At 42.7% G+C, this 24,580-nt stretch carries 26 protein-coding genes; 25 read left to right on the forward strand and 1 reads right to left on the reverse strand.

The window, feature by feature from the left end; genetic code table 11:
* From D469_RS22295 to D469_RS0104980, 13 genes are all read left to right on the forward strand, one after another.
* The coding region (locus D469_RS22295) for a hypothetical protein (protein WP_018922259.1) at window positions 1-1,309 on the forward strand (1,309 nt) is incomplete at its 5' end.
* A gap of 52 nt (window positions 1,310-1,361) precedes the next feature.
* Window positions 1,362-2,021, forward strand: coding sequence for a hypothetical protein (locus tag D469_RS0104920; RefSeq protein ID WP_018922260.1), 660 nt, complete (start codon window positions 1,362-1,364; stop codon window positions 2,019-2,021).
* Window positions 2,018-2,704 carry a class D sortase gene (locus D469_RS20970; RefSeq protein ID WP_018922261.1) on the forward strand — a complete coding sequence of 229 codons (687 nt, stop codon included), beginning with the start codon at window positions 2,018-2,020 and terminating at the stop codon, window positions 2,702-2,704. Before D469_RS0104920 ends, D469_RS20970 begins: the two co-directional genes overlap by 4 nt.
* 873 nt (window positions 2,705-3,577) lie before the next feature.
* The gene (locus tag D469_RS0104935) at window positions 3,578-4,444 is read left to right on the forward strand and encodes a hypothetical protein (RefSeq protein WP_018922263.1); all 867 of its coding nucleotides are present in this window, start codon (window positions 3,578-3,580) and stop codon (window positions 4,442-4,444) included.
* Between the two features lie 2 nt (window positions 4,445-4,446).
* The gene (locus D469_RS0104940) at window positions 4,447-5,709 is read left to right on the forward strand and encodes a tetratricopeptide repeat protein (protein ID WP_018922264.1); all 1,263 of its coding nucleotides are present in this window, start codon (window positions 4,447-4,449) and stop codon (window positions 5,707-5,709) included.
* Between the two features lie 157 nt (window positions 5,710-5,866).
* Window positions 5,867-6,424 (forward strand): YpiB family protein, encoded by a 558-nt coding sequence (locus D469_RS0104945; protein ID WP_018922265.1) that lies wholly within the window; start codon window positions 5,867-5,869, stop codon window positions 6,422-6,424.
* Between the two features lie 12 nt (window positions 6,425-6,436).
* A complete protein-coding gene (locus D469_RS0104950) occupies window positions 6,437-6,901 on the forward strand; it encodes a YpiF family protein (RefSeq protein ID WP_018922266.1) in 465 nt (154 codons plus the stop codon).
* Between the two features lie 140 nt (window positions 6,902-7,041).
* Window positions 7,042-7,542 (forward strand): ubiquinol-cytochrome c reductase iron-sulfur subunit, encoded by a 501-nt coding sequence (locus D469_RS0104955; RefSeq protein ID WP_018922267.1) that lies wholly within the window; start codon window positions 7,042-7,044, stop codon window positions 7,540-7,542.
* Window positions 7,543-7,555: 13 nt separating this feature from the next.
* Window positions 7,556-8,230, forward strand: coding sequence for a menaquinol-cytochrome c reductase cytochrome b subunit (qcrB, locus tag D469_RS0104960; RefSeq protein ID WP_018922268.1), 675 nt, complete (start codon window positions 7,556-7,558; stop codon window positions 8,228-8,230).
* Window positions 8,231-8,276: 46 nt separating this feature from the next.
* A complete protein-coding gene (locus D469_RS0104965) occupies window positions 8,277-9,110 on the forward strand; it encodes a menaquinol-cytochrome c reductase cytochrome b/c subunit (RefSeq protein WP_018922269.1) in 834 nt (277 codons plus the stop codon).
* 80 nt (window positions 9,111-9,190) lie between these two features.
* Entirely contained in the window at window positions 9,191-9,814 is a 624-nt protein-coding gene (locus tag D469_RS0104970; protein WP_018922270.1) for a DUF1405 domain-containing protein, read from the forward strand.
* A gap of 80 nt (window positions 9,815-9,894) precedes the next feature.
* On the forward strand, window positions 9,895-10,704 hold the full coding sequence (locus D469_RS0104975; RefSeq protein ID WP_018922271.1) for a sporulation protein YpjB: 810 nt from the start codon (window positions 9,895-9,897) through the stop codon (window positions 10,702-10,704).
* Window positions 10,705-10,785: 81 nt separating this feature from the next.
* Window positions 10,786-11,469: a zinc metallopeptidase gene (locus D469_RS0104980; protein ID WP_018922272.1), complete on the forward strand. Its 684-nt coding sequence runs from the start codon at window positions 10,786-10,788 to the stop codon at window positions 11,467-11,469.
* Window positions 11,470-11,573: 104 nt separating this feature from the next.
* Here D469_RS0104980 and D469_RS0104985 read toward each other — a convergent pair whose 3' ends face one another.
* Window positions 11,574-12,452 carry a YitT family protein gene (locus D469_RS0104985; RefSeq protein ID WP_018922273.1) on the reverse strand — a complete coding sequence of 293 codons (879 nt, stop codon included), beginning with the start codon at window positions 12,450-12,452 and terminating at the stop codon, window positions 11,574-11,576.
* Window positions 12,453-12,544: 92 nt separating this feature from the next.
* On the opposite strand from D469_RS0104985, the gene D469_RS0104990 reads away from it, so the two are divergent.
* From D469_RS0104990 to D469_RS20980, 12 genes are all read left to right on the forward strand, one after another.
* Entirely contained in the window at window positions 12,545-12,889 is a 345-nt protein-coding gene (locus tag D469_RS0104990) for a nucleotide pyrophosphohydrolase (RefSeq protein WP_018922274.1), read from the forward strand.
* A complete protein-coding gene (dapB, locus tag D469_RS0104995; protein ID WP_018922275.1) occupies window positions 12,886-13,692 on the forward strand; it encodes a 4-hydroxy-tetrahydrodipicolinate reductase in 807 nt (268 codons plus the stop codon). The genes D469_RS0104990 and dapB overlap by 4 nt, the downstream gene beginning before the upstream one ends.
* Before the next feature lie 13 nt (window positions 13,693-13,705).
* A complete protein-coding gene (mgsA, locus tag D469_RS0105000; protein WP_018922276.1) occupies window positions 13,706-14,068 on the forward strand; it encodes a methylglyoxal synthase in 363 nt (120 codons plus the stop codon).
* Between the two features lie 38 nt (window positions 14,069-14,106).
* Entirely contained in the window at window positions 14,107-14,814 is a 708-nt protein-coding gene (gene bshB1, locus D469_RS0105005; RefSeq protein ID WP_018922277.1) for a bacillithiol biosynthesis deacetylase BshB1, read from the forward strand.
* Complete coding sequence (gene bshA, locus D469_RS0105010) at window positions 14,811-15,953, forward strand: N-acetyl-alpha-D-glucosaminyl L-malate synthase BshA (protein WP_018922278.1); 1,143 nt, start codon at window positions 14,811-14,813, stop codon at window positions 15,951-15,953. Before bshB1 ends, bshA begins: the two co-directional genes overlap by 4 nt.
* Window positions 15,950-17,116, forward strand: coding sequence for a CCA tRNA nucleotidyltransferase (locus tag D469_RS20975; RefSeq protein ID WP_018922279.1), 1,167 nt, complete (start codon window positions 15,950-15,952; stop codon window positions 17,114-17,116). Before bshA ends, D469_RS20975 begins: the two co-directional genes overlap by 4 nt.
* Window positions 17,103-18,074: a biotin--[acetyl-CoA-carboxylase] ligase gene (locus D469_RS0105020; RefSeq protein ID WP_018922280.1), complete on the forward strand. Its 972-nt coding sequence runs from the start codon at window positions 17,103-17,105 to the stop codon at window positions 18,072-18,074. Before D469_RS20975 ends, D469_RS0105020 begins: the two co-directional genes overlap by 14 nt.
* A 433-nt stretch (window positions 18,075-18,507) precedes the next feature.
* The gene (gene panB, locus D469_RS0105030) at window positions 18,508-19,350 is read left to right on the forward strand and encodes a 3-methyl-2-oxobutanoate hydroxymethyltransferase (RefSeq protein WP_018922281.1); all 843 of its coding nucleotides are present in this window, start codon (window positions 18,508-18,510) and stop codon (window positions 19,348-19,350) included.
* A complete protein-coding gene (gene panC, locus D469_RS0105035; protein ID WP_018922282.1) occupies window positions 19,347-20,189 on the forward strand; it encodes a pantoate--beta-alanine ligase in 843 nt (280 codons plus the stop codon). The genes panB and panC overlap by 4 nt, the downstream gene beginning before the upstream one ends.
* Before the next feature lie 16 nt (window positions 20,190-20,205).
* A complete protein-coding gene (gene panD, locus D469_RS0105040; protein WP_018922283.1) occupies window positions 20,206-20,589 on the forward strand; it encodes an aspartate 1-decarboxylase in 384 nt (127 codons plus the stop codon).
* A gap of 222 nt (window positions 20,590-20,811) precedes the next feature.
* Entirely contained in the window at window positions 20,812-23,631 is a 2,820-nt protein-coding gene (gene dinG / locus D469_RS0105045) for an ATP-dependent DNA helicase DinG (RefSeq protein WP_018922284.1), read from the forward strand.
* Between the two features lie 89 nt (window positions 23,632-23,720).
* Entirely contained in the window at window positions 23,721-24,578 is an 858-nt protein-coding gene (locus D469_RS20980) for a ComEC/Rec2 family competence protein (RefSeq protein ID WP_018922285.1), read from the forward strand.
* Window positions 24,579-24,580: the final 2 nt, after the last annotated feature.

Here is a 24,580-nt window from a genome sequence, read left to right on the forward strand (position 1 = left end):
GGAAGAAGAAGCCGAAGAGGAAGAAGAAGCTGAAGAGGGAGAAGAAGCCGAAGAGGAAGAAGAAGCCGAAGAGGAAGAAGAAGCTGAAGAGGAAGAAGAAGCTGAAGCGGAAGAAGGAGCTGAAGCGGAAGAAGAAGCTGAAGAGGAAGAAGGAGCTGAAGAGGAAGAAGGAGCTGAAGAGGAAGAAGAAGCTGAAGAGGGAGAAGAAGCCGAAGAGGGAGAAGAAGCCGAAGAGGAAGAAGAAGCTGAAGAGGAAGAAGAAGCTGAAGCGGAAGAAGGAGCTGAAGAGGAAGAAGAAGCTGAAGAGGGAGAAGAAGCTGAAGAGGAAGAAGAAGCCGAAGAGGAAGAAGAAGCTGAAGAGACCGAAGAAATTAAAGAAACTGAATACGAAACAGTAGAAGAAAGTGATGAAGATACAGAAAAGGCTGAAGAGGAGACTGAAAAAGCGAAGGAGCAAACAGAGGAAGCTGAAGAAAGAGCTCAGCAGGCAGAGCAGGAAGCTGTTAAAGCTGAAGAGGAAGCTACTAATGTCAAAGAAAAAGCAGAGACCGCGGAAGAGAAAGCCCAACAAGCTGAGAAAGAAGCTGAAGAAGCCGAAAAAGCAGCAAAAGAAGCTGAAGAACAAAACGGACAAGAACCAGAAGAAAACAGAGACGAGGAGGAAACAGAGAGTTCTGACGACGATGAAAGAAAAATAGATGAAAAGGTTGCTGAGGCTGAAGCGAAAAGGGCAGAAGCCGAAGAAGCAAGAGCTGAGGCTGAAAAAGCACAATCCCAATCAGAAGCATCCAGCTCTAAAGCTGAACAATCAAACGTAAAGGCTGAAGAAGCAAAAGAAAAGCTAGAAGAACAAAGAGAAAAAGAGCGAAAACTGGAGAAAGAAAGCGAAAACAAAGAAAGTAAAAATGATGAGGAAGAAGCTACAGATGAAAAAACTGAAGAAGAAGTAGTAGAAGACAGAGACGAAGATAAAGAAGACGATGAAGAGGACAAAGCTGAGCAGGACCAAAAGGAAGAAAGCAAAACTGAAGAAGATGATGAAATAGAAGATACTGACGAGGACAAAAAAGACGAGGCACACAAAACCGAAGAAGACGATGAAGAAGACAAAGCTGATAAAGAAAAAGACGTTAAGACAGCTGCCTTTTCTTCCAATGGTGGGGATAGCAAAGTGAAGAATAGTAAGCTGAATAATGGAATCGACGAACAATCAAACAGGAGCTATTTCTTGTCAGAGGAAGAAATGGATGAGATTGATAAGAAAGCGTTAGCTAAATTTGCTTCAAACCATGATATTTCAGCAATTTAGTGAAACGTTGAAATATGAATATGGTATCTACAAGGTAAGGGGATTAGAAGGTATGAAAGGGTGGTTTATAAACTGGAAGCTGGTTCTCTTGATAGGTTGTTGCTGTTATTTTCTCCTGCCGCCTGCTGTTACAGTTGAAGCTTCTGAAGGTCTGAAGCTCCATGATGATCAATTTATGGATATTGATTTATTTGCTCCAAGTCAAACAGAGACAACGAAAGTGAAGGTAGAAAATGTAAGTGGCGAAAAGCTATCTTATGACCTGGAACTCTTGCAAACAGCGGGTTCCACTGATTTCTTTGAAATGCTTGAAGTAACCGTTTTAAAGAATCAAGAAAAAATGGCCAGTGGGTCATTAAGTGACGTTCACACATTAGAAGGCATAAATATAAGTGAAGACAGTGAAGATGAAATTGTTTGGGAACTTCATTTTCCCGAAGATAAGGGAAATGAATGGCAGGGCAAAGCCTTTCAGATGAAAGTTAACGTTCTAGCTGAGCGAGAAACGGACAGAGAAGATGATGAACCTCCTACTATTACGAATCCTTCCGTTGATAGTGGAACTCCTACCTTAAATGGGGTGCTTCCACAAACCGGTGAATCGTTCCCAAATTTTTGGTACCTAATAGCTTGTTTTCTTATTCTTTCTGGAAGCTACATGCTCATTAGGTCGGCGCGGACAGGGACAAAAATAAAGGACTTACTAGAATGAAGGTAATAGGCGTTGTATTAATCGTTGTAGGCTTATTCTTCTTAGCACGTCCAGCCGTAGAAGATTACTTTTTGCAAAATGCTGCCGAAGAGCTGCTTGATGATTGGCCTCAGCACTCCCAGATATCTGCTAAAGACCAGGGTGCCCCTCCGTTGACGAGCCGTTATAACGAAGAAGAGAGCCTGAGCGCTGAACTGTTGAGAATTGAAGAGCAATTTCAGAATGAAAGTCCAGCACGAGAGGTACATCTTACTGAAGTGAACAAAGCCAGGCTCCAACAACAAATGAAGGGGCATATAGCTATTCCAGCCATTAATGTTGAAGTTCCTCTGTTTTACGGGGTAGATGTAACAGCTCTTGAGTATGGGGCGGCTTATCTATCAAGTACAGCTGCGATTGGCGAAGCAGGTAATGCTGCTATAGCTGCCCATCGCAGCCATGCATATGGCCGTAATTTTAATCGCTTGAATGAAGTTGAAACGGGACAGCCCATTGAAATTGAAACAATGAGCGGACGCTTCTTATATCAAATAACAGATATTACAGTTGTTGCTCCTGAGCAAGTTGAAGTTTTACTTGGAACTAAGAAGAAGAAAGAGATTACGTTAATTACGTGCCATCCAGTTGAAAATCCGACACACCGTTTAATTGTGAAGGGGGAGTTTATCGAGGAAACGAGGTGAAGTGGTGATACGTTTAAATGGTGGCATTTATGTCGCTTACCTAAATGGCTATACAATAAAATTAAATTATTTATTACATGATAGAGTACACGTGTATATAAATAACCAATATAGTGGAGAAGCATCATTTAACCAAATAAAAAGAAAAATTAACCGTTTGGAAAAGGAAATGGACCCTTATCATTTAAAACAGAGGCATAGCCTTCAATAGGGATGACCGAAATTATATCTGAAGTGTTTCGTTAGTAGAAAGCGAAACACTTTTCTGTCTCTTTGATTGAAAGTGTCGTTTAGCTTGGCTCTCTAAACGTCAGGGTCAAAGGAAACGTGATGTGCAAGACTTCAGTCGGGGAAGCGGATCACGAAAGGTGCAAGTAAATTTGAAGCGAAATTCAACAAGGTTTAACAATACTTATAATTAAATGCAGTGTCTCACACTAGTAATTTAAATTTTAATAGAAGAATTTATTTAATATATTGACATTTTAAATGTAAGCGCTATAATAATATGTAGCGTATGGTTTCTCTCCACTCCTATCCATAATCTTATCAGTTACATGCTGATCCGTTTTGTAAGCGTTTACTTGCAAAGCGGTTTTTTATTGATTCTGTTAACGCACGGGGTAGATTTTTAAATGAGTGTTTATTAAAGTGGAGTGAGATTCCTGTAGGAATAAAGAGACGTGGGCATCCAATGTAGTGAAGATGAAGCTGAGAACCATGTATATCTGCGGTGAAGTTGCTTAGCTTGTAACGAGAAAAAACCGATTACCGGAGCTTTTGTTTAAGAATTTATCTTGTCAAGATAGGGGTTCTAAGTACGGGGGCACTTACATACCTTTTCATACGTAGGAAAAGGAGAGTGATCCCACCGTGTATATTTTACGAGGAGGATTCGTAAAAGGAAAACGATGCGATCTAGTGGCAAGAAAAGACGAGTTAGTAGCTTGTTATGAGTATAAACGTAGGTGGAAAGCGTGGATTATTAATGTTGAAGATGCTTGTTTATCTGCTGGACAAGTTGTTACATTGCCTGAACCACTCAATCTTCAAGAGCAGAAGGAACGAATGAAACAATATAAGAGCTGGATTAACGAAGGGATTACGACAATCGTAGTCCCGTTTATTGTGCCGTTTAGCCATCAGTTGCGCCCAGAATTAACGCAGATGAGAAATTTATTTATTGATTGTCCGCTTGACTATTTCTTTCTACCAGTCGTAAAAATCACTTGTGTAACGCCGACTTTTATACGTACTCTAAGACAAGAAAATATCACCGGCGTCATTTTAAATCCTCCGCTTGAAGATTTACCTCACCATGCCGCCCGTGAATTACTGGGCCCCCATGGACCAGCTGCGTTTGTTAATGGGGAAACGCTTAATAGCCAACAAAAAAAAGCGTTGCAAGACAGTTCTTTTGAAGAGTTTACGTTCCATGCTCTGCCAGCTGCAGGAGAAATCTGGCCCCTCGATTTATTAAAAGTGGTAGGGATGTATCCTAAAAAAGGAAGCTTAAAAATTCGAGGAGATTTAGATTATTTGATATACTATCCATCCCCTGGTTCTTCAGCTGATGAGGCAGGCTCAGAAATTAAAGCTCCTGATGTAGCGGTAAGACGTGGACAAATCTTAAAAGCAGGAGAGCAATTATTTATTCACCCAGGCTCGGGGAGGGAATGCAAACCACTTTCTACAAAACGGTTTCATTCTATTAAGCAAACTAATGAAACGAGGTATTAGCAGTGAATCAAACAATGGAAGGTGCAGTAGAAGCGATTGAAAACGGACAAGTGGAGAAAGGCTTGAACATTTTAGATCAACTAGAGGAAACAGCAGATCATCAACAACTGTTTGATATAGCAAGTTTATACCAGCAACTTGGGCGTGCTGATAAAGCAAAACCGATTATTACGAACCTCTTATCTTATTATCCTGATGAAGATGAATTATTTGTGTTTGCAGCAGAACTTGAAATTGACTTGGACCAAGAAGAAGAAGCGATTGAGTGGCTGTTAGAAATTAAAGAAGGCTCTAATACGTATTTGCAGGCCCAAATCTTGCTTGCCGATCTGTACCAATTACAAGGGTTAGATGAAGTTGCAGAGCAAAAACTTAAACGTGCACTTGAGCACTCTCCCGATGAACCTGTGTTGTTAGCAGGACTAGGGGACTTTCATTTAGAGCGCGGTGATTTTAATAAAAGTATTCCGTATTTAAAGCAGGCTGAACAAAAAGGATTTCAATTCCCGGATGGAAGTTTAGATTTGCGTTTGGCGGAAGCCTATAGCGCCACAGGCCAGTTTGAGGAAGCTTTGAAGTATTATGAAAGAGGCCTTGATGAAAAAACAGAGCTGTCTGCTATTTTCGGCTACGGATATACAGCTTTGCAAGTCGGGGATTATCAACTAGCTGCCAAGCAATTTGAAGAATTGAAGCGTCGTGATTATGAATACGTTACACTTTACCCTTATTTGGCTCGTGCATATGAAGGCCAGGAAATGTTTAAAGAAGCACTTGGGGCCTGTGAACAAGGCTTACAAGTAGACGAGTATAATGATGCTCTTTATGCTGAAGCCGGTAAAATCAGGCTTAAATTAGGGTACTTCCCTGAAGGTGAGGATGCACTGCGACAAGCGTTAGCGATAAACCCTGGAAATTTTGCTGCATCTGTTGCGCTACTTTCATATCTACAGGATGAAGAAAGAGCTGAAGAAGTTCTTGAGTTCCTAAGTTACCTAGAAGATATGGGAGAACAGGCTCCACTGTTTGACTGGAAGCGAGCCAAAGCAAATTGGCTGTTGGAAGACTTTGAAGCTAGCTACAAACATTTTCAGTCTGTTGCTGAGGAATTTAGTGAAGACAGTGAATTTCTAGAAGATTATGGGCGCTTTTTAATAGAATATGGATTTACCGAAAAGGGAATAACCCATTTACAAAAAGCGCTTACATTAAACCCTTCCGATCACGACTTAAGTATGTTCGTTGAACAGCTTACGGCAGAATAATCATAGTTAACAAACAAGATATTCCCTTTCTCTTAGTTTTTTGTAGTATCATAATAGGTAGGAACGATGTGTAGTTGCAGTTTGATTTGTTATCTGGATGAAGGCAAATGAATAAATTCTAATTTTTAACAAAGGCTAAGAGAAAGGAGCAGCTTTAATGGAAGAACTTATCACCACTTCTGAGAAGCGGGCATTTATTCATGATTTTCTGGACACTGTGACCTTAAAGGAGCAGCAGACTACATGGTTGTTGCAATACATCGCCAGTGATGAGGAACTGCTTTCTCATATTCACTTTGTTGAAGAAACAGCGAATTGTCCACGTGCCTTAATGATCTCAACTAATGGGGTTAATGATGCTTCGTTTCGTTACAAGCGAAATACTGTAGTGACTTATGATCCTGAACACTTTCTTCATGATGTAGCCAGGAGAAAGACAGAGCCGCTCTACATTCAGCTGCAGCTGCCAAAGGATAAATGTCCAAATCGTTATCGTTCAGTATTAGAGCAAAACCCTTTCAGTGAGAAAACAAAAACCAGGAAGAATTATTATTCTCAGGAAGCAACTTCGTTAATTGCTTATTTAGAAGAAGAACATGAGATTGCTCAATTAAAACAAGAAATAGACCAGGCTTTAGATGAGCGGGACCAAGCCCAGTTTGAACAATTAAGAGAGAAATTAGGGCACTTAGAAAACAAACGTATGGAGCAGTAAGGGGAACAAACAATGAAATGGAATACAACTGATATTGATACGTATTTTCATGCAAAGGAATATGTAGACACAGTCCTCGTTCCACTCATTCCGGTCGGTTTCGGAGAAGGCATGAAATCCCAGGTTGCGATGGGTGAATACATTACGATTATGGCAGAAGAGCTTGAAAAACAGTTTAAAGGACGGGTATTAAAAGTACCACCTTTTACTTATGCTGTAGATGAAACGAATGAAGAACGTTTAGAGAGAGTGAACAGCTGGGGTCAGATGTTTGAAGAGGAAGGAAAAACCTTCACGATATTTTTAACTGCTGATGCAGAGTGGAAGAAAACAGAAGATTCATTGCCGGGGATGTTGATTTGGCTACCACTCCTTCCACTGGAGCATTTAGAGGTTAAACATAGAAGACAAGCAGTGAGTGATCAGTTGAAACAAATCTTACCTCTCATCATGAACGAATGGAAAAAAAATCCATAGAGTTGAACACAATGAGAACGCACTCAGAAAAGATTGACAGCCAATTGACGGCTAGGCTATCATAGTTATGTCTTAGTATTCATATGTGTGCCCGAAATGTCCAACAGGACTTGACATTATAAGAGTAGGGGGGATATGCGGTGAGTGAAAAAGAACATAATGTATCTCGTCGACAGTTTTTGACGTACACGCTAACCGGTGTAGGTGGATTTATGGCTGCTGGGATGCTTATGCCAATGGTACGTATGGCAGTGGATCCAGTACTCGAAGTCGGCGCTGAAGGTGATATGGTCGCTGTTGCTGATCTCGATGAATTAACTGAAGAGCCACAGTCGTTTCCATTGAACTTTGAACAAGATGATGGTTGGTATGAAGCAGAGATTGAAGAGACAGCTTGGATCTATCTTGATGGAGATGATGTTGTTGCACTATCTCCAGAATGTACACACCTAGGCTGTACGGTGAACTGGGAAGCCAACGAGGACGAGCCTGAACGCTTTTTCTGTCCATGCCACTTTGGCTTGTTTGAGCGTGATGGCACAAACGTACCGAACACACCGCCGACAGAACCATTGCACAGGTACGAGCATGAGGTTCGAGACGGCACTGTCTATTTGGGCAGACCACAACCACAAGTCTAGGAGGGGCGTTTAAATGTTACAGCGTATATATGACTGGGTCGACGAACGCATGGACATTACGCCGCTCTGGCGGGACATTGCCGACCATGAGGTGCCAGAACACGTAAACCCGGCACATCATTTCTCGGCATTTGTCTACTGTTTCGGCGGTTTAACGTTTTTTACTGTCGTTATCCAGTTTTTGTCCGGCATGTTTTTAACCATGTACTATGTCCCAGATATCATTAATGCTTATGAATCGGTCATGTATTTGCAAAGTGAAGTTGCATTTGGAATGATCGTACGCGGTATGCACCACTGGGGCGCCAGTGTTGTAATCGTGATGATGTTTTTACATACATTGCGGGTATTTTTTACCGGGGCATATAAAAAGCCGCGTGAATTAAACTGGGTCGTTGGTGTTCTTATTTTCTTTGTTATTTTAGGACTCGGTTTTACAGGGTACTTACTGCCATGGGATATGAAAGCTTACTTTGCCACGGTAGTTGCCTTAGAAATTGCTGAAAGTGTACCAGTCGTGGGAGAAATGATACGAGTACTCTTAGCAGGTCATGAAGAATTACTAGGTGCGCAAACCTTAACAAGGTTCTTTGCGATTCATGTATTCTTCCTTCCTGGTGCGTTGCTCGGTCTTCTAGCTGCTCACTTTATCATGATCCGCAGGCAGGGTATTTCTGGTCCGCTTTAAAATAGGCCGAAAGCTTGCAAAAATTGACTAATGAGGAGGGAAACCGATGCATCGTGGTAAAGGGATGAAGTTCGTTGGGGATTCTCGGATCCCGGCGGAAAAGAAGCCCAACATTCCGAAAGACTATTCGGAGTATCCGGGAAAAACAGAAGCATTCTGGCCAAACTATCTTCTAAAAGAATGGATGATAGGTGCGGTGTTTTTAATCGGCTTCTTGTGTTTTACAGCTGTCAATCCCGTGTCACTCGAAGGGATTGCAGACCCTACAGATTCTGGTTATATTCCGCTCCCGGATTGGTACTTCTTATTCTTATATCAATTGCTTAAGTACGAATATGCGTCAGGTACGTTTGAACTGTTTGGAAACGTTATTATTCCCGGCTTGGCCTTCGGGGCATTGCTTCTTGCTCCGTGGCTAGACCCTGGACCTGAACGCCGTCCGTCAAAGCGTCCTGTCGGAACAGGACTCATGCTTCTTGCTACCATTTCAGTTATTTACTTGACTTGGGAAGCGGTAGACCAGCACGACTGGGAAGCTGCTGAAGAGCAAGGTGAGATCTTAGACGAAGATGACATTCAAGAAGTCGATATGGACCATGCAGGTTATGAGATTTATGAAGAGCAAGGCTGTATTGAGTGTCATGGTGAACAATTAGAAGGCTCCGGTGCAGCTGGTCCGAATCTATACGACTTGCCTTATGGCGCGGAAGATATCGCTAATATTTCAGTAGAAGGTATTGGCGAGATGCCAGCGGGCATGTTTGATGGGTCTGATGAAGAACTTGAAATCATGTCAGAATACATCGAAGCTGAAGGTCAGCCAAATGGCGACGATGATGAAGACGAAGACGAAGATGATGAAGATGAAGAGGATGAATAGTTTCACTTCGTTTTATAGAGCCGGCCGGTTACGGTCGGCTCTTTTTAATACTACGTTTACGTAGGAAGGAGCGTTTTCCTGTGGGAGCTCAACACCCTTCACTTTATAAACGTCTTATAAAGATAGCGGCATCTCCACTTATGCTGTGTGCCCTGTTTTTAATCAATTTCTTTGGAACCATTTATGGGTACATTTGGTATGCTGGCCAACTAAGCGTAACCCCCTGGTATTTTTGGCCGTTCGTCCCAGATAGCCCAACAGCAAGTTTGTTTTTTACAATTGTGCTCGGTTTGTGGTTGTTTCGAAAAAGAAGCGGTCTAATTGAAGCCTTAGCTGTGGTAACGTTGATAAAATACGGAATCTGGGCAGTATTTATGAATACAGGAGCGGGGCTGTACGGAGCTGAGTTAAATTGGCAAAATTACATGCTGATTATTTCTCATGGAGCAATGGCTGTTCAAGCTGTCTTATATTTGCCATACTATCGCATACGCCCCTGGCATCTTGTTATTGCCTTACTATGGACGGTACATAATGATATCATTGATTATGTGTATAACATGCATCCGTGGGTAAGCACTGTATTGATGGATGACATTCAGCATATTGGATATTTGACATTCTGGTTGGGGATTATAGGTGCAGCTATTGCATATTGGGGCAATGTTCATCAGCGAGCAAGGCATTTGGATTTACCTTCTTAAGAAACCTTGATTGAACAATGGTCTACTCTTGTCCAGCTCTGCATACTCTTGAATCATAAGGGTACAGGGAGGGCTTCAATGTGAGACTTACCGTGATGGGTGGGGCAATCATCTGGCTCCTGTTCTGTTTTGTTGGACAAGAGGCCAATGCTGATGCAGCTAATCATGACCAATCACTTAAGACCGTTTATACAGCTTATCAAGATGTTATTGAATTGGCTGAGCGAGAGCGATGGGCGGAGGCAAAAGATGTTCTTGACTCAATTGAACGAATGCTGCCAGCGATTGATTATGAGGAAGAGGAATTAACGGTTCAAGATATCCATGTATTATTAGAAGCTTATGAAGCAGCGGCAGCAAGCTTGGCAAGTGCACAGCAGGCTCCTGAAAACAGAATGCAAGGCCTTCTCAAATTTCAACTCGCTTTGGATGCAGTAATAAACGAAAATCACCCGCTATTTCAGCGGCTTGCTGGGCCATTTCAGGAAAGACTTGAAGGTTTTGTTCAAAGTAGCAGTATGAACAAAGAGGAAGCACAAGCTCAATTTAATGAGTTAAAAAATGAATTTGAGGTGATTCGGCCGGCTTTATACTTACAGCATTCTGAAACGGTGCGGAGCAGAATAGATAGTTTGTGGGTAGCTGTCGACCGTGGCATGAGAGAGGGAAAAGAATTCCATGAGTTACCGCTTCAAGAGCTAGTGGACGAGCTGGATCAGGCCTTTTCGAATGAAGAAGAGAGACGATCAATAGACCCTACTTTAATTGGCATTATGATTTTTGTTAGTACAGTTCTTGTGGTTTCATTATCATATGCAGGGTGGAAAAAGTATAAAGCGGAACGTCGCCGCGCTAAAATGTCAAAGTCAGAGGATTCTTATAGACAATAAAAGCTGAAAAATTGACGGCTCAAAGACTTTGCCATAAAATAAATAGTGAAAAATGTTCAATAGTGTGGAGGTGAAAGAACTATGGGTTTAGTACCAATGCTTATTTATTTTGGACTGTTAATTTTAATTCCTCTTTGGGCTCAAGGCCGGGTGAAAAAAGCGTTTAATAAATATTCTCAGGTAGCGAACTCGTCAGGGATGACAGGTGCTCAAGTAGCCCAAAAGATTTTAAATGACAACGGAATCTATGATGTTGGCGTAGAACCAGTGAAAGGAAAGCTGTCCGACCATTATGACCCGCGTTCAAAAACAGTGCGCTTGTCTGAGGATAATTACTATAAAGCGTCTGTTGCGGGAAGTGCAGTAGCCGCTCACGAGGTTGGTCATGCGATTCAGGATGCTGAAGAATATGCCTTTTTACGCTTTAGATCCTCCCTTGCTCCGGCGGCCAATATGGGTTCCAATTTTTCATTTATTCTAATCATTGCAGGTATATTATTAACAGCACAGAATCTTCTGCTTGCAGGGATTGTGTTAATGTCTGTGGCTGTTTTGTTCCAGCTCGTTACCTTGCCGGTAGAGTTTAATGCTTCAAACCGAGCCATGCATCAGATGGTGTCAACCGGCATTATTCGAAATGATGAGGAACGTGAAACACGTAAAGTGTTGGACGCAGCGGCTTGGACTTACGTAGCTGCAGCACTTGTAGCTGTACTTGAACTAGTACGCTTTATCATGATGTATTTCATGATGAATGATGATTAAAGAAAAATAAAGGATGGGGGCGGGTCTGCCTGCAACTATTTAATGGTTGCAGGAAAAGGCAGCCCTCTTTTATTTGTTGTGACTTTATTTTATTCGATAAAAGCTTACAGATGTTCAATTGGCTTTTTATTTTCATCTAATGTGAAGCCTTCACCTGCAACGTCTTGCACATCATTTACTGTAATAAAAGCGTGCGGGTCAATCGTAGTAACCAGCGTTTTTAAACGAACGAGCTCATTTCGTCCAACTACACAGTAAAGGACTTCTTTATCAGAACCGGTGAATGTTCCTTTTCCTTGCAATATCGTAGCGCCGCGCTCCATTTCTAGCAGAACTGCATCTGCAATTTGCGGGGCGTGTTCAGAAATAATAAAGGTAGCTTTGGCTGCATAAGCCCCTTGTTGAATAAAATCAATCACTTTGGCAGCAACAAAAACGGCAACAAGCGTATACATAGCTTCACGGTAGTTTAAATAAACAAGTGAACTTGTAATGACTAGAGCATCAAATATGAAGAGTGTTTTCCCCATGCTCCAGCCTAAGTATTTAAAGCCAAGTTTAGCAATAATATCAACACCGCCAGTCGTCCCGCCGTAACGAAAGACGATGCCGAGACCGGTCCCTATAAAGACGCCGGCAAATAGTGCAGCGAGTGTCATGTCATCCTGTAGAGAAAGCTGCATGAGAGGATATGCCTGGAAAAGCCACAAGAAAAAAGATAAACTAATGGTGCCAAACACGGTATAAAAAAAGAGCATTCGCCCAAGAATTTTATAACCAATAAAGAATAAAGGGATATTTAAGACGAGATTAGATAAAGCCGGATCAATTGTGAAAATAAAGTATAAGATCAGTGTGATTCCGGTGAATCCTCCGTCAGCCAAGTTGTTTTCCATGTTAAAATAAACAAGGCCGAACGACATTAATGCTGAACCAAGCGTAATAAAAATGAGCCTCTTACTATGTTTGAAAAGATGCGCCATTGTGCTCCCCCTTTCACGTCTTTCATAGTATAAGGGGAAAAGAAAGCATGAGCAAATGTCAAAAAATAAAACTGGAGGATGAGGAGGTTTGTATGGGAACAAAAACAATCCAGGAAATGCAGCAAGAAGTGGACTATTATATTGGACAATTTAAAGAAGGATATTTTTCTCCACTCTCGATGTTAGCGCGGATGACAGAAGAAGTAGGAGAACTGGCTCGTGAAGTAAACCATCACTATGGGGAAAAACCGAAGAAGTCAGATGAAGAGGCTTCTAGTTTGGAACAAGAGCTTGGTGACTTATTATTCGTATTAATTTGTTTTGCCAATGAACAAAACATAGATATAAATGAAGCGTTTGATCAAGTCATGCATAAATTTCGGACCCGCGATGCCAACCGCTGGACAAAAAAGGACAAAGGAGACGATCAGACATGAACCGTACACCAATTCGTATTATATTAGCTGGAGCTCGAGGAAACATGGGAAAAGAAGCAGCACAATTAGTAGCGGAGACCGAGCACTTTGAATGTGTGGCTGTCTTAGATCACAAGCATGAAGGCCAATTCCTGGCAGACATTGAAGGGATGCCGGCGTTAGAGGCACGTATTTATACCGATGCAGATGAAGTGTTCAGTGCAGTTGAAGCAGATGTTTTGATTGATTTAACTACCCCTGCAGCCGGAAAAGTACATATGGAAAAGGCGCTCGATTATGGGGTGCGCCCAGTAATCGGCACGACGGGATTTAGTGACGAAGATATTGAACGATTGACCAAAAAAGCAGAAGAAAAAGAACTTGGAGCTATTATTGCGCCAAATTTTGCTGTTGGAGCGGTTTTGATGATGAAATTTTCACAAATGGCAGCCAAGTATTTTCCTGATGTTGAAATTATCGAACGTCACCACGACAGAAAACTCGATGCGCCTTCAGGAACTGCAGTGAAAACAGCTCAGCTCATTTCTGACGTTCGTGAAGAAAAAAATCAAGGCCATCCGCAGGAAACAGAAGAAATGCAAGGGGCCCGCGGTGCCGATATGGAAGGCATGCATATTCACAGCGTACGTCTTCCAGGACTTGTCGCTCATCAAGAAGTAATGTTTGGCGGAAGTGGACAGACGCTGACGATCCGCCATGACTCTATTAATCGCCAGTCGTTTATGCCTGGGGTGCAATTAGCGGTGGAAACTAGCTTAAACTTATCAACCTTAGTGTACGGGTTGGAAAACATCATGGAATAAAGGTGTGAAACTGATGAAGATTGCTTTAATTGCTCACGATAAAAAGAAAAATGATATGGTGCGTTTTGTGAAACAACATCTATCTCTGTTTGAACGGCACACGCTATATGCCACTGGAACGACGGGAGAACGAATTACCGAAGCAACGGGCTTGAATGTTGAACGGTTTTTATCAGGCCCTTTAGGCGGAGACCAGCAAATTGGAGCGAGAGTAGCTACAGCCGATATGGACATGATTTTATTTTTACGAGATCCATTAACTGCCCAGCCTCACGAGCCGGATATCACAGCTTTGCTTCGCTTATGTGACGTCCACGGTCTACCTGTGGCTACCAATGAACAAACGGCAGAGCTACTCTTACAAACCATCGATTAAATTCATTATATTTTCTGCTGATGAAAAGGGTGAATCGCGTGACAAACACAATAGATATTCTTGCAATTGGCGCTCATCCTGATGATGTTGAAATTGGCATGGCAGGAACGTTGGCCTTGCATCAACAGCAAGGATATAAGACAGCGATCTGCGCCTTAACGAAAGCTGAACTTTCCTCAAATGGCACGGTTGAGAGCAGACAGGATGAAGCTGAGAAAGCGGCAGCGCTTATCGGGGCAACGGAGCGTATCCAGCTTGATTTTCCAGACCGGGGCCTCGCTGAGGAAAGAGAGGCAATTACAGAATTAACCCGGATTATAAGAAGATACAAACCAACATATGTCTTTGTGCCGTGGCATGAAGACCGCCACCCAGACCACGGGGCTTGCGGCCGTATTTCCTATGAGGCCGTTTTTAACGCCAAAATTCGTAACTACAAACCGGAAGCTGGCGATGCTCATTCGGTCGCACATTGTTTTTATTATATGATTAATAGTTCTGCTAAACCGCACTTTGTGCTCAATGTAAGTGAGGTTTATGAAACGAAACGAGCTGCATTATCAGCGTATCAGAGTCAATTCTCCCCTGGACCTGCCGGAGTGGAGACACCATTAACGAATCAATATGTTGCTGCTGTAGAAGCTAGAGACCGAAAATGGGGGAGTGAGGCAGGAGTGACCTATGCGGAAGGATTTATCTCTGACCGGCCTTTGCCACTTAATCATCTAGGCGGCCTGCAGTTATGAGGCCTTTAAACATTGGAATTACATGTTACCCAACTGTGGGAGGTTCTGGAGTTGTTGCTACGGAATTAGGGAAAATATTAGCAGAGCGTGGCCATAACGTTCATTTTATTTCTTCAAGTTTTCCGTTTCGTTTAGATAAAGTGTACCCCAATTTATATTTTCATGAAGTGGAAGTAAATCAATATCAAGTGTTTCAGTATCCACCTTATGACTTAACATTAGCTAGTAAGATGGCAGAAGTTGTTCGTTCGGAGAACCTTGATATTCTCCATGTCCATTACGCGGTTCCGCATGCTGTGTGTGCTAAACTTGCAAAGGACATGACCGGTGGAAACGTACAAGTAGTAACGACCTTGCACGGAACAGATATTACGGTGCTAGGGTCTGATCCTACACTAAAAGAAGTCATTCGCTATGGCATTGAAGCTTCTGATACAGTTACAGCAGTCTCCAATAGTTTGGCAGGGCAGACTAACGATTTGTTTCATACGACAAAACATATCGAAACAATTTATAATTTTATCGATGAACGCGTGTACGACTCAGAGATGAAAGAAAATTTGCGCGAGGAATTTGGCATTACTGGAGATGAACGTGTTATTGTTCATATGTCAAATTTCAGGCCGGTTAAACGGACGGAAGATGTATTTAAAGCGTTTGAACAAGTAGCCAGGCATGTTCCAGCTCGTTTGCTTTTAATAGGAGATGGGCCGGAGCGCTCAAGCTTAATGAAACAAGTAAAAGCAGCTAACATGGAACAAGAAGTTCTATTTCTAGGAAATCAGAAACGAGTAGCTGAACTCTTGCAAATGGCAGATGTCATGCTTTTATTATCTGAAAAAGAGAGTTTTGGGCTAGCCGCTCTTGAAGCTATGGCAGCAGGGGTGCCGGTGATTGGTACAGACATAGGCGGTATCCCTGAAGTTATAGGTCATAATGAAACAGGATTTATTGTCCCTTTAGGACGGCCTGACTTGGTCAGCGCGCATTGTGTTACCCTGTTTAATAATCCTCTTCTTCATACCCGCTTTCAACAGGCAAGCAAGGACCGAGCTCAGCGCTTGTTTTCAGCAGCTGAAATTGTATCCCAATACGAAAAGATGTATTATCATACATTACAAAGGGGCGGATATCAGTGAAGGAGCGCATGCGGCTGGCGGCACAGGTGATTCAACAGCTTGAAAGTGAAGGGTTTGATGCATATATTGTAGGCGGGGCTGTAAGAAATCGTTATATCGGCTGCCCGATTAAGGATATTGATATTACTACCTCTGCTCCTCCGGCTGTGATAACATCTCTATTTTATAGCTTTGAGACAAATGCTGAGCGCCATGAGACCGTGCTTGTTAAGCTTGAAGACGAGTTGTTTGAGGTGTCTACGTTTCGTGCGGGCGGAAGCGGAGAATATGGGTTATTTGAAGATCTAAAAAGGCGGGACTTCACCATGAATGCCATTGCCTTAAGTCCTGATTTAGATTATATAGACCCCCTGAACGGGCGTAAGGATATTAACGCCCGTTTAATCCGAGCCCCAGAAGAGCCGCTGAAACGATTCTTAGAAGATCCACTCCGACTGTTGCGAGCCATTCGCTTCATCGCTCAATTTAATTATAGATTAGAAACAAACACTGAGCAGGCCGTACCTGCAGTGAAAGAGGATCTCCAAGAAGTAGCACTTGAGCGGGTCGGGCAGGAATTTGAAGAAATACTTTGTTCGTCATTTACTGACCATGCCTTACAAGAAGCTGAACGCTTGGGGATCATAGCAATCATTCTTCCTATTCAACTCGAAAATGTCCAGTATTCGTTTTCTAAGAACGAGTTGATAGAGCGCGAAGAGCATATAGCTGCATTTTTTATAAGCAACCAAATAGGAAGCGTAGCGGCAAAGCAGCTTTTAACGGGCCTGAAACGGTCTAAAGCACTGAAGCAAAAAGTGGGTAAGCTGATTACCTGGTTTGAATGGCGCTCTCAGCATGGTTGGGATGATGAGTCGCTGTACAAAGCCGGTTTAATGCAAGCTATAGCGGTTGAACGATTGCTCAAAGCTTGTCAGTTTTTAAACGTAGCTTATGACCACGAAGTAAAAACCCGGTGGGACAGGCTTCCGATCCACACAAGAACTGATCTCGCCCTTAATGGAGCAGATCTAATATCGTTAACTGGTTATCAAGCAGGAGCCTGGGTGAATCAATGGCTATACGACCTTGAAGTTGCTATACTTAGAAGAGAACTCTCCAATACAGGGGAAGCGGTCAAGGATTGGGTTGTACAAAGGAGAGAAGAAGATGAATCGGGATGAATTGTTGCGGCTGCTCGTTCAAGAAGAGACAGGTTTTGTCTCAGGACAAGAAATAAGCAATAGGCTTGGTATTTCACGGACGGCAGTTTGGAAGCAGATTGAAGAACTACGTAAAAGTGGTTATGAAGTAGAAGCTGTGCCTAGGAAGGGGTACCGGCTCTTGCACCGTCCCAACATGGTTACTAGCGAGGAAATAAAATCACGCTTAGAGACGGAGCACTTAGGCCAACATGTGATTTATAATGAGGAAGTCACTTCTACACAAGATCTCGCGCATGAACAAGCGCAAAAGTCTGCTCCTGAAGGAACGATCGTAGTAGCTGACAGACAAACGAAAGGGAAAGGCAGGCTAGGGAGAGTTTGGCACTCTCCGCCAGAACATGGATTATGGACGAGTCTAATTTTGCGTCCTAACATCCCCCCTTATAAAGCCCCTCAGCTTACCCTGTTAACAGCAGTAGCTGTAGCAGAAGGTGCCGGGAATTTAACCGGGGCTGAAGCAGAGATTAAGTGGCCGAATGATGTTTTGTTAAATGGGAAAAAGCTCTGTGGAATCTTGACCGAAATGCAATCAGAGGCTGATATGATTCACGCAATCATTGTAGGAATAGGCATGAACGTGAACCAACAAGTACAGGATTTTCCTGAAGAGTTAAAAGGGATCGCAACTTCATTAAGGTTAGAATATGGCGCACCGTTCCGTCGTGCTGATGTGTTAAAAGAAATTCTGGAACGTTTTGAATATTGGTATCAGCGCTTCTTGACAGAAGGTTTTGAACCTGTCCGCAACCAATGGGAAGTATATGCCTTATCGTTTGGCCGCCGTATAAAAGCACGGACGATACAAGGAACGATTTACGGTATTGCTAAAGGAATTACTGCTGATGGGGTTCTGCTTCTCGAAGATGATGAAGGAAAAACGCAGCAAATTTACAGCGCAGATATTGAAATTCAATGAAGAAACGAATAGAATGAAAACGGGTACATTTTATTGACCGCATCGGAACAGAGCGGTACAACGTACTACCGATTTTTAAAAATTATTGTTGATGAATCTGCCTTGATCCGATGAAGGACGGGGACAGAAGGGTGAAATGACTACAAAGCATATAGCAAAGGCATGGTTTTACGGTTAGAAGTAGAAGTCCTTCTTCCTTCAGCGGAAGGAAAGGATTGTTTTCTATGGGGAATTTCCCCTGCTAGAAATCTGCTTTAGCCGAAAATCCACCGTCACTTTTCTATACGTGCATCCTTCCTCGCCAGGAAGGATGTTTTTGTGTATAGCGTGACCAGTGAGCGGCTTTACAGAAACATAATTATAAATGTAGAACAAGAGACTGTAGGGCCTTAGCCGTTCTTTTCTTTGCGGGTTCATCGCGAAAGGAGTAAGCATGCATACGACTTCTAGTGTGAAAGCAGTGAAAGGCTCAAGTGAGAAACTGGCTATGATGACAGCCTACGATGCACCGACCGCCTCTCTATTGGAGCAAGCAGGGATGGATATGATTTTAATTGGGGATTCAGCAGGGATGGTTGTCCATGGGTATGATTCCACGATCCCTGTGACGGTTGATGATCTAGTCTTACACACAAAAGCTGTCAGGCGGGGGGCACCAAACACTTTTACAGTTACTGATTTTCCTTTTTTAACAGCACATCAGAGCAGGGATGTAGTAATGGCAGCAGCGGGGCGTTTCATGCAGGAAGGCGGCGCACATGCTGTCAAACTTGAAGGCAGCGAGCCTGCTGTGATAACTGCGGTGAGCCAACTTGTCCAGGCAGGAGTCCCAGTAATGGCTCATCTCGGTTTAACACCCCAGCATGTGAATGTTACCGGTGGCTACAAAGTCCAGGCAAAAGAAGAAGCAGAAGCGAAGAAGCTGTTGGCTGATGCAAAAGCACTGGAACAAACAGGATGCTTTGCACTCGTCTTAGAATGTGTGCCAAAAGATATAGCTGCGGTTGTGACAAACGAGATAGACATACCGGTTATTGGAATAGGTGCTGGTCCGGATGTCGATGGACAGGTGCTCGTTTTTCATGATGCTGTCGGCTTAACGTCTGGTTTTACCCCTAAATTTGTTAAAAAGTATGCTGAGCTTGGAACACTTGCTTCTGAAGCAGTAAGCACTTATGTACAAGAAGTGAAATCCAGCCAGTTTCCTGAAGATGTTCATAGTTTCAAAGAAACAGGACAGTTGGTTGGCAAAGCCTACGGAGGCGCTAAGAGATGAAGTTCATAAATCAACCGCAAGAAATGAGTGCCCTGACCGCACAATTAAAAACAGAACAAAAAAGCATTGCCTTTGTGCCCACTATGGGGTTTTTACATGAGGGACATCTTTCTTTAATTAAGGCAGCGCAATCGAAGTATGACGTAGTTGTAGTAAGCATCTTTGTGAATCCAAGGCAATTTGGAGAGAATGAAGACTTTGATAACTATCCACGAGACCTTGAAAGGGACTTGAAACTGGCAGAAGAACACGGGGCTCATATTATGTTTCATCCTTCTCAATCACAGATGTATCCAGCACCGATGCGCACTGAAGTCAACGTAATAAAAGGGAATGATGTTCTTTGTGCTAAAAGTCGTCCCGGCCACTTTAACGGTGTAGCTACTGTAGTGATGAAGCTCTTTCAACTTGTTAAACCTGATGCTGCTTTTTTTGGCATGAAAGATGCGCAGCAAGTCGCTATTTTAAAAAATATGGTCCACGACTTTAACATGAATGTTGATATCGAAACGGTGGAAACCAGTAGAGAAGAAGATGGTTTGGCTAAAAGTTCTCGCAATGTCAATTTAAATAAAACCGAACGCCAAGAAGCTGCTTCCCTTTATAAAGCTTTAAAGAAAGGCAAAGAGCTTATACAGATGGGAAAAGAGCGTGAAACTCTCCTCTTAGAAGTAGAAAACGAACTTATAGCAAGTACAAGTGCAGAAATTGATTATATCGATCTTTTAACTTTTCCAGAGTTAGAGGTTCCACAACAATTGACAGGCCAGTTAATTTTAGCGGGAGCGATCCGCTTTCAACAGGTACGACTAATCGATAATATTACGTTTGAGCTGTAGGGGAGGAGGGTGTAACATGTATAGACATATGATGAAAGGGAAAATTCATCGGGCCCACGTGACAGAAGCGAACTTGAATTATGTCGGCAGCATTACCATTGATGAAAATTTGCTGCGTGAAGTAGATATTTTAGAAAACGAAAAAGTGCAAGTTGTTAATAATGAAAATGGCGCACGCTTAGAAACATATGTTATTGCAGGTGAAGCGGGAAGCGGGGTTATTTGTTTAAACGGCGCTGCTGCCCGGTTAGTTCAGCCTGGTGATACTGTGATCATTATGAGCTATGCTATCATTGCAGAAAAGGAAGCACACAGCTTTGTTCCAAAGGTAGCCATTATGGATAAGGATAATACCATTAAAGAATTACTGGAACGAGAGCCTGCTTCTACTGTGTTATAGATTGTTGTGATCGATTTTCTCTTATGACCGGGAGAAAATCGATTTTTAATATACAGATATTATATGTTTTCCTCACGCTTTTCAATGTTCTCACAAAATTGGCCGGCTACCGCTTGGCGTAGCGGTTGTTTTTCTTTAAACTAAGGGGAGTAGAAATGAAAATGTTATGAACGAAAGCTGAACGTTTAAGCTCAGTTACATACATGCAGGAGTGAATAAACCATGAAACGCCGCTATGTTGTGCTCGATTTTGAAACAACTGGAAATGCGCCTAAAAAAGGAGACCGGGTTTTTCAGATCGGGGCTTGTGTGGTGGAAAACGATGAAGTGATCTCCACCTATCAAACGATGGTAAATCCTAAGGAACCTATACCTTACTTTATCGAACAGTTAACAGGAATTTCAGACGAGGAAGTAAAAGACGCTCCAGATTTCTCTGAGATTTGTTCTGAATTGTTAACCATGCTCGATGGGTCTGTATTGGTTGCTCATAATGTGAATTTTGATTTGGGCTTTTTAAATGCTGAACTTGATCGTGCTGGTTATTCTCATTTTCAAGGTCCGGTCATTGATACAGTAGAGTGTGCACGAATTTTTTACCCAACAGCAGAAGGATACCGCTTAAACTTACTTGCTGATTGGCTAGGGTTTTCCCACGAAAGGCCCCATCAAGCCGATAGTGATGCATTTGTAACGGCTAAGCTTTTAATTGCAATAAAAGAAAAAATGTATAACTTACCGCTTGTTACCCTGCAGCGCTTAGAAGACCTATTAAAAAACTTAAAAAGCGACTTATTGCCTATACTTTCAGATATCATCCTGCACCGGTTAAAAGGATGGAAACGCACGGTAGACGATAAATATGATGTGTACCGAAACATTGCCTTGAAAAAAGTAGACGAGGAAGGCCTTCAACAAACGCAGGCAAAAGAAGAAGACATTTCAAGAGATCCTTATTTTTTTGAAAACGGCGGCAGCCTTTCTGAGCAAATTCTCCATTTTGAAGAACGCTTGGGCCAAAAAAAAATGGCAGGAAAAATTGATGCAGCGCTCGCTAATCACGAACATTTACTCGTTGAGGCGGGGACAGGATCAGGGAAAACGCTCGCATACCTTGAACCTGTAAGCTGGTATGCATGGCAAGAAAATAAACCAGTTATCGTTGCAACAGAAACGATTCCACTTCAAGAACAAATTATGAAGCAGGAGCTTCCTCTCTTAGACAAAAGTTTGCCATTTTCATTAAGGCGTACCATTTTAAAGGGGAGAAGTCACTATTTATGCCTGCAGAAGTTTGAAGCAGCACTGACTCAAACACCCGCTCTTATCGAAGAGCAATTAACGTTAGCCCAGCTGCTCGTCTGGGTAACGGAAACTAATTTTGGCGATGTTGAGGAATTGAATTTGCCTGGTGGAGCAAATAGGCTCTGGGATGAAGTGAAAAGTGATCCATCCTCTTGTGCCACCCCACAGTGCCCATGGTTTTCCAGATGTTTTTATCAACGAGCGAAGCAAGATGCTAAAGATGCTCATGTAGTGATTACCAACCACGCACTCTTATTTACTGATCTCATTCAAGACCATCCAATTCTGCCGGCATACTCGACTTTGATTATTGATGAAGCGCACCAGCTCGAAGCAACTGCCGGCCGTCACCTTGGCCTGCAAACAGATTATATGAAAGTGACAAAGTGGTTCAGCCGCCTGCTCGGTTCCTCTGAACAAGTGGGAATTTTGGACCGTCTGCTCAAAGAAGACAAGCAGCAAAGCTCTTTTTCAAAACTCTGGGTTGAAGAGCGCAAACAGGGCGCTGAAGAAATTAGACAGGAATGGGATGACCTTTTCCGCATGTTGCATGACCGCTGCAGAAAACAGGCGAAAAATCATTCAGAAACCGGCCGGCTCTCCGTGCGGTTTGACCCGTCCGACCAAAGCGATGCATTAATGAATGCAATCCGTGAAAATGTCGACCGCTTAGTTATGCATCTTTTTGAAGAAACAAGAGCATATCAACCGCTAGTACAGATGGATAAAGAGCAAAACTCTCGAACTGGAGCTATAGCAGAAGTACGGGAAATTTGGACAAATCTTGAAGAAGAAGTTCTCGTCTTAAAACAGCTGCTCTTAGAAAGTGACCCTGACTACGTTTACTGGATGGAATCAGAGAAAAAAGGAGCTTTGAACGCTACCTACCTCTATGCAAGACCGATCGATGTTAGTTCGATCCTTGCAGACCAACTCTTTGCAAAAAAAAGTAGTGTGATTCTAACCTCAGCAACGTTAACGGTAAAAGGTTCTTTCAGCTATGTAGAAAGCCGCCTCGGTCTTCGCGATTTTGGGCCAGGAGAATTAACAATTCCATCTCCTTTTAATTATCAAGAACAAGCGCGTCTTTATATTCCAAATGACATGCCTAGCATTAAGGATAAAGATGAAGACTTGTTTATATACAGGGTAGCGGAATTCATCCATTTAGCGGCTGAATCAATGCAGGGGCGTGTGCTAGTATTGTTTACCTCCTTTGATATGTTAAATAAAACGAACAAACAACTGAAGATCTTTCAAGAGGAAGGGCATTATGTGCTAGTTACTCAAGGAGTACTAAGTGGCAGTCGCAGCCGGCTTCTCAAAACATTTAAACAGCACGAATCAGCTGTACTTCTTGGTACGAGCACGTTTTGGGAAGGGATCGATCTCCCGGGAGAAGAAGTGCAAAGTTTAGTGATTGTCAGGCTACCTTTTTCTCCACCAGGAGAACCGGTAATTAAAGCAAAAATGGAACGCTTGGAAGAAGAAGGTGCTAACCCCTTTGGCGCGCTTTCCCTCCCTCAAGCCATCCTTCGTTTCAAACAAGGGTTTGGCCGTTTAATTCGCCGCGGGGATGATAAAGGTGTAGTCTTTGTACTTGACCGCAGGTTGAAGGAAGCGAGGTATGGTAAAGATTTCCTCAAATCATTGCCTGATGTGCCAACTGAAAATTGCAGTACAGATGAAGCCTTGCATGCTGCTACAGAATTTTTAAGCAAGAAAAAATTTCACTAAACTCCGTCCAGCCCATTTCATAACAAGCGCTTTGCTTGCGTACAATAACAGCGCAGAATCGAGATGGCACTAAAAAAGGGGCTGGTTTAGTGAAGTATCAAAAGTGGCTCTTAGGCTTTTGTATACTTGTTTTGGCAAGCTGTGCAAACATAGATGCCGACCTTGTCATGACTGAAGAGGCAAATATTACGGTAGCAAGTGAAGAAGTTGTCATGACGTTTATGGATTTGCCTGACGGGGAAGCAACGCTCCTGCAGGATGGAAACCAGGAGTATTTAGTAAATACAGGCGGGCCTGAGAGTTTGCCATATCTTATGCACCACTTGAATTTATTTAATGTCGAGACGCTAGATGGCCTTGTGATCACACATGCCGGGGAACCGTATATTAGCCATCTCCATGAGGTGGTTTCGGCGTTTGAACCGGAAACAGTTTATCTTTCACCATATGTAGAAAAAAACTTGGACCCTTCCTTGAAAGAAGAGATCGCTGTAAAAGTCTTAGGTACTGATCTCTCTTCAAAAGAGATTGGCCGACTGACGATGGAAGTACTGTTTGCCGGTAAGGAGCCAGCGTCGGAAGGAGCAGCCGTTTTATCGTTTCAAGTTGGAGGCCAAAGCTTGCTTTATATGGGAAGTGCTGATGAAAATTTGGAAAAGGAGCTAGCTGGCTCTAAAAATTTAAAATCGACGCTACTCAAAGTAGGGGACTTTGATTCGGAAAAAGGAGCAACATCAACCTTTTTGCATTCAGTTGACCCTCAAGCTGCTATCGTCTTCCACCAAGACGGAAAAAAAGGAGACCAACGACTTTTGGAACGACTTGAAGAGGCATGGATTGACATTCATTATGCTGGCATGGAAGGCACAGTTACTTTTGTCTTTCATGAAAATACGTATGAATCCTTTTCATTTCAGACAGAGATGGAAAACCATGATAGGAGATGAGA

The sequence above is a fragment of the Salsuginibacillus kocurii DSM 18087 genome (genome assembly GCF_000377705.1).
GTDB classification, from domain to species: Bacteria; Bacillota; Bacilli; order Bacillales; family Marinococcaceae; genus Salsuginibacillus; species Salsuginibacillus kocurii.

What these genes read in the sequence shown, in the direction of transcription:
- D469_RS0104920 (WP_018922260.1), top strand. Translation starts at nt 1,362, where the DNA reads ATGAAAGGGTGGTTTATAAACTGGAAGCTGGTTCTCTTGATAGGTTGT.
- D469_RS20970 (WP_018922261.1), top strand. Translation starts at nt 2,018, where the DNA reads ATGAAGGTAATAGGCGTTGTATTAATCGTTGTAGGCTTATTCTTCTTA.
- D469_RS0104945 (WP_018922265.1), top strand. Translation starts at nt 5,867, where the DNA reads ATGGAAGAACTTATCACCACTTCTGAGAAGCGGGCATTTATTCATGAT.
- D469_RS0104950 (WP_018922266.1), top strand. Translation starts at nt 6,437, where the DNA reads ATGAAATGGAATACAACTGATATTGATACGTATTTTCATGCAAAGGAA.
- qcrB (WP_018922268.1), top strand. Translation starts at nt 7,556, where the DNA reads ATGTTACAGCGTATATATGACTGGGTCGACGAACGCATGGACATTACG.
- D469_RS0104965 (WP_018922269.1), top strand. Translation starts at nt 8,277, where the DNA reads ATGCATCGTGGTAAAGGGATGAAGTTCGTTGGGGATTCTCGGATCCCG.
- D469_RS0104980 (WP_018922272.1), top strand. Translation starts at nt 10,786, where the DNA reads ATGGGTTTAGTACCAATGCTTATTTATTTTGGACTGTTAATTTTAATT.
- D469_RS0104985 (WP_018922273.1), bottom strand. Translation starts at nt 12,452, where the DNA reads ATGGCGCATCTTTTCAAACATAGTAAGAGGCTCATTTTTATTACGCTT.
- D469_RS0104990 (WP_018922274.1), top strand. Translation starts at nt 12,545, where the DNA reads ATGGGAACAAAAACAATCCAGGAAATGCAGCAAGAAGTGGACTATTAT.
- dapB (WP_018922275.1), top strand. Translation starts at nt 12,886, where the DNA reads ATGAACCGTACACCAATTCGTATTATATTAGCTGGAGCTCGAGGAAAC.
- mgsA (WP_018922276.1), top strand. Translation starts at nt 13,706, where the DNA reads ATGAAGATTGCTTTAATTGCTCACGATAAAAAGAAAAATGATATGGTG.
- bshA (WP_018922278.1), top strand. Translation starts at nt 14,811, where the DNA reads ATGAGGCCTTTAAACATTGGAATTACATGTTACCCAACTGTGGGAGGT.
- D469_RS0105020 (WP_018922280.1), top strand. Translation starts at nt 17,103, where the DNA reads ATGAATCGGGATGAATTGTTGCGGCTGCTCGTTCAAGAAGAGACAGGT.
- panB (WP_018922281.1), top strand. Translation starts at nt 18,508, where the DNA reads ATGCATACGACTTCTAGTGTGAAAGCAGTGAAAGGCTCAAGTGAGAAA.
- panC (WP_018922282.1), top strand. Translation starts at nt 19,347, where the DNA reads ATGAAGTTCATAAATCAACCGCAAGAAATGAGTGCCCTGACCGCACAA.
- panD (WP_018922283.1), top strand. Translation starts at nt 20,206, where the DNA reads ATGTATAGACATATGATGAAAGGGAAAATTCATCGGGCCCACGTGACA.
- dinG (WP_018922284.1), top strand. Translation starts at nt 20,812, where the DNA reads ATGAAACGCCGCTATGTTGTGCTCGATTTTGAAACAACTGGAAATGCG.